The sequence below is a fragment of the Ideonella sp. genome (assembly GCF_044358605.1).
Taxonomy (GTDB): Bacteria; Pseudomonadota; Gammaproteobacteria; order Burkholderiales; family Burkholderiaceae_C; genus Ideonella.
The window spans coordinates 48,425-55,226 of sequence record NZ_JBIKNQ010000032.1 but is presented as its reverse complement, the minus strand read 5'-3'; the positions used below and the strand labels follow the sequence as shown (position 1 = coordinate 55,226).

The 6,802-nt window shown below is 64.7% G+C and carries 7 protein-coding genes; 3 read left to right on the top strand and 4 right to left on the bottom strand.

Annotated elements, in window-relative coordinates; all coding sequences use genetic code 11:
* Window positions 1-255: 255 nt before the first annotated feature.
* Window positions 256-1,275, bottom strand: coding sequence for a tRNA pseudouridine(13) synthase TruD (gene truD / locus ACIQ3Q_RS12690; RefSeq protein ID WP_396269445.1), 1,020 nt, complete (start codon window positions 1,273-1,275; stop codon window positions 256-258).
* A gap of 214 nt (window positions 1,276-1,489) precedes the next feature.
* Here truD and ACIQ3Q_RS12685 point away from each other — a divergent pair, with 214 nt between their 5' ends.
* From ACIQ3Q_RS12685 to ACIQ3Q_RS12675, 3 genes are all read left to right on the top strand, one after another.
* On the top strand, window positions 1,490-2,035 hold the full coding sequence (locus ACIQ3Q_RS12685) for a PaaI family thioesterase (RefSeq protein WP_396269444.1): 546 nt from the start codon (window positions 1,490-1,492) through the stop codon (window positions 2,033-2,035).
* 136 nt (window positions 2,036-2,171) lie between these two features.
* Complete coding sequence (locus tag ACIQ3Q_RS12680) at window positions 2,172-2,501, top strand: helix-turn-helix domain-containing protein (protein WP_396269443.1); 330 nt, start codon at window positions 2,172-2,174, stop codon at window positions 2,499-2,501.
* Window positions 2,498-3,724 carry a type II toxin-antitoxin system HipA family toxin gene (locus ACIQ3Q_RS12675; RefSeq protein ID WP_396269442.1) on the top strand — a complete coding sequence of 409 codons (1,227 nt, stop codon included), beginning with the start codon at window positions 2,498-2,500 and terminating at the stop codon, window positions 3,722-3,724. The genes ACIQ3Q_RS12680 and ACIQ3Q_RS12675 overlap by 4 nt, the downstream gene beginning before the upstream one ends.
* Window positions 3,725-3,810: 86 nt before the next feature.
* On the opposite strand, the gene ACIQ3Q_RS12670 is transcribed toward ACIQ3Q_RS12675, so the two are convergent.
* The 3 genes from ACIQ3Q_RS12670 to ACIQ3Q_RS12660 all read right to left on the bottom strand — a co-directional run bounded on the left by ACIQ3Q_RS12670 (window position 3,811) and on the right by ACIQ3Q_RS12660 (window position 6,801).
* Window positions 3,811-4,677 (bottom strand): hypothetical protein, encoded by an 867-nt coding sequence (locus tag ACIQ3Q_RS12670; RefSeq protein WP_396269441.1) that lies wholly within the window; start codon window positions 4,675-4,677, stop codon window positions 3,811-3,813.
* Between the two features lie 80 nt (window positions 4,678-4,757).
* Window positions 4,758-6,263: an amidase gene (locus ACIQ3Q_RS12665; protein WP_396269440.1), complete on the bottom strand. Its 1,506-nt coding sequence runs from the start codon at window positions 6,261-6,263 to the stop codon at window positions 4,758-4,760.
* On the bottom strand, window positions 6,199-6,801 hold the full coding sequence (locus tag ACIQ3Q_RS12660) for a hypothetical protein (protein ID WP_396269439.1): 603 nt from the start codon (window positions 6,799-6,801) through the stop codon (window positions 6,199-6,201). The genes ACIQ3Q_RS12665 and ACIQ3Q_RS12660 overlap by 65 nt, the downstream gene beginning before the upstream one ends.
* Between the last annotated feature and the right edge of the window lies 1 nt (window position 6,802).

The window sequence follows — 6,802 nt, the reverse complement described above, 5'->3', positions numbered from 1 at the left end:
ATGAAAACCGCACTAAATCGATGAAATTCGGGCTCGATTTCCCGCATCACGAAACGCACTCAACTCAGACTTTAAGTCGGGCGCCAAAGCTGCATGATCAAGGCGGTTTTTCAGCAGCCTGTTAGGGCGATTTATATGGAACATCGCCGATACCGATACAGCCGAGGAGCTGCCGCCAGAGCCTGTTCCCATGGACCGGAGGCCTTGAAGCTCGGGCGCTGGTCGCCGCGCAGCCTTCCTTCTGCCTCGGTCACATCACTCCACCGCCCCAGGCTCACCTTCTGTGAGCCGCTCCGGCTCCGTGGTCTGCAGAATCTCGCTCAGCACAGACGTGGCGTAGGTGCCCGCGGCCAACGAGAAGGTGATCACCAGTTGGTCGGCCTGTGGCCATTCCCAGCTCATGTCCGCAGGCTGGGCCACCAGGGCGCGGCGCTCTTGGTCTAGGCCGGCAAATTCCATGCCGCTGCACAAGGTGGCATGGCGCTCGGCCACGCCGTTTTCCAGGGCTTGGGCTTGGTCGGTGGTGCTCACGCGGCCGCGGCCCCACAGCGGGCCGGTGGGCTGGCCGGCCTCGGTCAGCACGTCGCCGGGCAGGGTTTGGCCCCACAGCCCTTGCTGCATGCGCAGCGCCAGCACTTCATTGAAGATGAAAGAGCGCACCGCCGACAGGTAGATGCCTTTCTTCTTCGGGTTGCGCACGCGGATCTCGCGCGCCAGCATGGCGCGGCCTTGCTCCACGTTGCCACCATCGTGGCCAAAGCGCTGAGCGCCAAAGTAGTTGGGCACGCCCTTCGCCGCCACGGCTTGGAGGTTGGCCTCCAGCGCATCGCGGTCGCCCGTCACCTCATGCAGCACGATGCGAAAGCGGTTGCCTTGCAAGTCACCCGGGCGCAGCTTCTTCACGTGGCGGCTCTGGCTCAGCACCTTAAATTCAGGGTGCTGAAGCTGGGTCAGGTCGGGCGTGTCACCCTTGGGCAGATAGATGCTGAACCATTGCCGGGTGATGGCGTAGCGGTCCTTCAGGCCGGCATAGCCCACATCCCACTCATTCACCCCGGCGGCCAGGGCCAACTGCTGGGCGACGAAGAGGGTGTTGGCGCCGTTCTTCTCTACATCGACCCAAATGTGCTCGCCCGCGCCCGAGGGCTGCTGCAGCGGCAACTCGGTGACGATGAAGTCCTCGTTGTGGAGCTTCAGGGTGGCGTTGGCGCCGCTGGCCGGATAAGCCTTGGGCCAGGCGGGCAGGGTGGTGTACGAGGGAGAAGCGTCGGTCATGAGTGGTTTGTCGGCGGCTATTAATGTGGGGCGGGCTGAACAGCCGAGCAAGGGCGGAGCAGGGGGGGATTCTCGCCTGACGGGCAGAGGTGAAGAGCGCACGCAGACGCGGCCTTCAATCGCACACCAATCGCTCATTGCGCCACAAGGCGCAGCGGCACAGGAGGGTGAGCATGCAAAATCCCAGGACCCCCAACAGACAGCGAAAGCCACCATGAGCACCGAAGACACCCTGGCCCAGTGGACCCAAGAGTTCAACGCTGTGCGCGAGCGCATGTTGGCCAAAGCACCCAACGCTGGCTTCGTCACCCCCGCCCAGGCCGCAGGCAAGAGCGGGCTAGAGGTGCTGCAGGCCATGCTGGCCGGTGAGCTGCCTTACCCGCACATCTCAGACACGATGGACTTTGGCCTGGTGTCGGTGGCGCCGGGCAAGGCGGTGTTTCAGGGCACGCCGCAGCTCAAGCACTTGAACCCGATGGGCGGCGTGCATGGCGGCTGGTATGCCACTTTGCTCGACTCGGCCCTGGGCTGCGCGGTACACACGCTGATGCCGCCCGGCCGTGGCTACACGACGGCCGAGCTGAGCGTGAACATCGTGCGCGGCGCCACGCTCAAGACGGGGCCGCTGCGTGCGCTGGGCGAGGTGCTGCACTGTGGCCGCCAACTGGCCACGGCCGAAGCCCGCATCGTGGGGCCGGATGGCAAGCTCTACGCCCACGCCACCACCACCTGCTTGGTGTTTGAGCTGCCCAGCGCTTGAGCAGTGTGTTGGCTCACACTGCTCCGGGCTTCAGTTCTTGATGATAAATGGGGAATTTTTAGTGGACATAAAAAAGGCTACAGAATGCGCTTTGGTGATTTAATAGTCATTTAAACGGCTCTAATTTCATTCTGCTGTGACGCCCTCCGACCTCAACCTCGCCTCTTCAGCTGAGATCATGCAAGCGCTGGGTCAACGCCTGCGCGAGCAGCGCTTGGCCAAGCTCATGACGCAGGAGGAGTTGTCGCGTCGCGCAGGCGTGGCCCTGGGGGCCGTGAAGAAGCTGGAGTCCTCTGGCAAGGTCACCTTGGAGACCTTGGTGCAGGTGGCGCGCGTGCTGGGCTTGGTAAATGAGCTGTCGGGTTTGTTTGCTGTGCCCGCCTACGCCAGCATTGCCGACATGGAGCGACACGCCGCGCCCAAGCGTCAACGCGCACGCAAGCGAGCGGGTGTGGCGCCATCATGAAGAAGCTGGACGTCTTCTTTGGCGGCTGGGGCCAACGTTGGCTGCTGGGCACTTTGGCGGACGATGGGCGGCAGTTGTTGTTTGAGTATTCAGCAGAGGCCTTGAAGCAGGGCCTTGAGTTGTCTGCCCTGAAGCTGCCCTTGCGCGCGCAGGCCTATGGCGGTTTCCCGCCCTACCTCAGCCGCCTGCCTGGCTTGGTGGCCGATTCCCTGCCCGATGGCTGGGGCCTGCTGCTGATGGACCGCCTCTTCTTGCAGAGCGGGCGGCCCTTGGCAGGCATCTCGCCGCTGGATAGATTGAGCTTCATTGGTGAGCGGGGCATGGGCGCCTTGTCCTTTGTGCCGGCAAGCCAAGCCTCTTTGTCGGCAGACGACCTGAGCCTGTTGCAGATGGCCCAGGCGGTGCGCGAGGTGGTGGCGGACAGGGACACGGCGGCCTTGCAGCAATTGGCCATGGTGGGCGGCTCCCCCCATGGCGCGCGACCCAAGGTGCTGGTGCAAGTCGACGCCCAGCACCAGCACATCAGCACCTTGGATGGCGCACCCGGCACGCCCTGGCTCATCAAGTTCCCTGCCGGGCAAGAGCACAAAGAGGTCTGTGCCATTGAGCAGGCCTACTGCGGCATGGCTCGCCGCTGCGGCTTGGAGGTGCCCACCACGCGGCTGTTTGAGATCAATCGCAACCTGGCTGCGTTTGGCATCGAGCGCTTTGATCGCGAGCGTGGCATGCGGGTGCCGGTGCAGTCTTTTGCTGCTGCACTCCACGCGGATTTCAGAGTCCCGTCTCTGGACTACCAGAGCATTCTTCGGGCGACGCTGTACTTCACGGCAGATGTCAGGCAGGTCGAAGCGGCCTTCCGGCGCTGTGTGTTCAATGTGGTGTTCAACAACCGCGACGACCACGCCAAGAACTTTGCGCTGCGCATGAATGAGCAAATGCAATGGCAGCTCGCACCCGCCTATGACCTGACGTTCAACAGCGGCCCCGGCGGCTACCACCAAACTTCGGTGATGGGCGAGGCGCTTGAGCCGGGTCGTCGACAACTGTTGGCGCTGGCCGCCGATGCCAGCCTCAAGAAGCGCGTGGCCGAGGACATCCTTGACACGACGTTAGAGGTGGCCTCCAGCATTGCCAACGAATTGCAGGCCTACCCCTCGATCCGAAAGGGAACCGTGGCCATGATCACGTCTGCAGTCGGTGCCAATATGAATCGTTGCGCTTGAGTGTGGAGCGATTGGCGCTGCGAACAGGCCAGCCCGTGGCAGCGAGCGAGCCATCGTGCGGCTCTGCACTCGGGCTTAACGTCTGATCACCCCGCAGCCTCTGCCAACTCCCCCTGCACCACCTCCACGCCCTCCGTTTGCATGGGTGTCGCCTGCGCCAAGGCCATCCACACCTCAAAGGGCAGCGTGCAGGGCGCGTGCCGGGCAGGGCGCAGCATTTCAAGGCGGCCGCCTTCGGTGTCGCTGTGCAGCACCCACACGCCCAGGTCTTCGGGCAGTTCTTTGGGCTCGGCCATGCCGGCGGGGAAGACGTAGTAGCACTCGCTGCAAAGCCATTGGTACGAGGCCCGCTTGGCCTTGTTGCGCAGGTCGGAAAACAGATCCGCCCGGCTGACTTTGATCTCGTGCACCATGGCCTGCAGATAGGCTGGGTTGCTGGTGCGCCGCACCGAGAACAGATCAGGCCGGGCCAGGCGCCATTGGGCGGCGGGCTTGGGCGGCGTGGGGGTGGCGTCTGGGTTGGCTTCTTCATCGGCCCACAGACTGGGGCTCGCCATGAAGGGTGCGCGTTGCGGGCCTGGAGATGACGCAGTTGTTAAGGGGGGGGCCTCGGCGGGCGCTTCAATCTCAACCTGTGCCCGCAGCGACAACTCATGCCACACCAGCCGGCCGGTCTCGACCAGCAGGTCGGCCATGCGCAGGGCCAGCTTGTCATGCGTGCTGGCGGCGCGGCGCTGAGCTTGGCGGCTTTGGGCCAGCAGGGCCAGGCCAGCATCGGTCAGCTTCAGGCACTCTTGGGCGGGGTGATCACCCACCAAGCTCACCCAACCGGCGGCCAGCAGGTCTAGGTCTATCGGGTCTCGGCTGGGCCAACCGGCAGAGCGCCAGAGCTTCATCAGCCGAGTGAGGTGGGCCCGTGTCGGGAGAATGGAGGCGTGAATACTGCTGCTCATGGCCATGCGCCCGGATGAGTCATTGAAACTGTATAAATATACAGTATATGAACCAAGGTGAATGCGCCGCCGCGTAACGCCTATTCAAACCCCGGTGGCGGCACAAAGGCGCGGTATTCGGCCTCTAGCCAGCGGGCAAAGCGCAGGCAGACGGGGTCGCCAAAGGCGGGGCCAATGAGTTGGGCGCCGATGGGCAACTGGGCCAGGCCGGGGGCGCTGTGGGTGGCCAGTGGCACGGCGGTGGCTGGCAGGCCCACCACGCCGGGGTAGCCGGCCCAAAAGAGTTGGTCGGTGCTGGGCTGGGGGCGGCCGTTGACTTGCAGCATGCGCTCCCAGCGCTGGCCCGCTTGGTTGTGCTCAAAGGCGGGGGTGGTGGCGGTGGGGCAGATCAGCAGGTCGTAGCGTTCGAAGAACTGCGCCCACTGGCGCTGCAGCTTGCGGCGCACTTGGTCCAGCTGCACCCAGCCGTGGTGAGACAAGGTCTGGGCGCGTGCGATCCAGGCGCCGTAGCTGCGGTCGTCCTCCGCCAAGGCTTGGGCCTGTTGTGTGACCAGTCGGTGTTGCGCTGTGTCCATCATCGCGCCGGTGGCCGAGCGCAGCAGGCCGATGTAGGTTTGATAGGCCTCTTGGCTGTCGACGGGCCGCACGCCTTCGTCCACCTGCACGCCTTGGCTGCGCAGAAAGCGGGCCAGGTCGGCCAGGGCCTGTTGCACGCTGACGTCGACCTCGGCGCAGGGGTCATCCAGCAGCATGGCCACGCGCATGCGGCTGGCGGGTGCGCCTGCGTCGCGCCAAGTGGCAGGCTGCCAGCCATGCGGGCCAAAGCTGCGCACGGGGTGGGCCAGCACGTCCATGGCCAAGCTCAGGTCGTGGGCGCTGCGGGCCATGGGGCCTACCACGGCAATGTCCAGCGCGTCTATGCATTCGGTGCCCGGCAGTTGCTGGCCTTGCATGGCGACCACGCCCCAGGTGGGCTTGTGGCCATACACGCCGCAGTAATGTGCCGGGTTGCGGATGGAGGCGCCAATGTCGCTGCCCAACTCCAGTGCGCACAGCCCAGCCGCCAGCGCGGCGGCTGAGCCACCTGAGGAGCCACCGGGCACGCGGCTCATGTCCCATGGGTTGCAGGTGGTGCCGTAGACGGGGTTGAAGGTTTGCCAGTCGGCCAGGGCGGTGGGCACATTGGTCTTGCCAAAGACCACGGCGCCCGCGTCTTCCAGGCGCTTCACCGCATCAGCATGCTCAGTGGTCCGGTGCTGGCGCTGGGCTTCAAAGCCCCAGGTGGTGGGGGTGCCCACCACGTCGAAGGACTCCTTCACCGTCATGGGCAGGCCGTGCAGCGGGCCCCACAGCTCGCCGCGAGCCAGGGCGGCATCAGCAGCGTGGGCGCGGGACAGCGCGGCCTCGTCTAGGCGCACCACCACGGCATTGAGCTGGGGGTTGAAGCGGTCGACTCGATCTAGGTAGAGCCGCAGCAACTCCACCGCACTGATCTGCCGCTGCCGCAGCAGGCGGGCCAACTCATGGGCGGGCCGCATCGCCAGGGGGCTGGCGCTGGGTGGTGGGCTGGAGGAGGGCGTGGTCATGCGCGCGATCTTGTCCAGCCGAGGCTGCTTTGGCTAGCACGGATTGGCAAATCGATGTCGGTTCGGCTGGCGTTGTGCAAAGCCAATCATTGACAGCCTCCAGCGGCCAGTGCCATTGGCTCGTCATGTGGCGCACCAGCAGCCAATGCGGGGCGCGCTGCGGCTCAAACGGGCCGAAGTTGGCGACGTAGAGGGCCAGCATCTTCACGCTTTCGCTCAGGTCCTCGCCTTCACCCACCGTGGCGTCGAAGTAGCGCAGGTACTGGTTCGAGCTGTGATGGATGTAGCGCCCGGTGGGCAGGCGCTCGCAGAGCGCCATGTACTCCTGGGTTTGCAATATCCAGGCGTGCCAGATCTCGTCGATCTCGCGCGACACCGGGATGGAGCCGGTGCACTCGTCCGCGATGAACAAGAAGCGCAAGGTCTCCTCGATCTGCACGGCCAGCTCATCGGCGGATAGTTGGGGAAACTTGCACCGCAGGTAGTTCAGCATCGCTGCGTCCAAGAGCTGGGTGCTCAACATCTGCGCTGCGCTCATG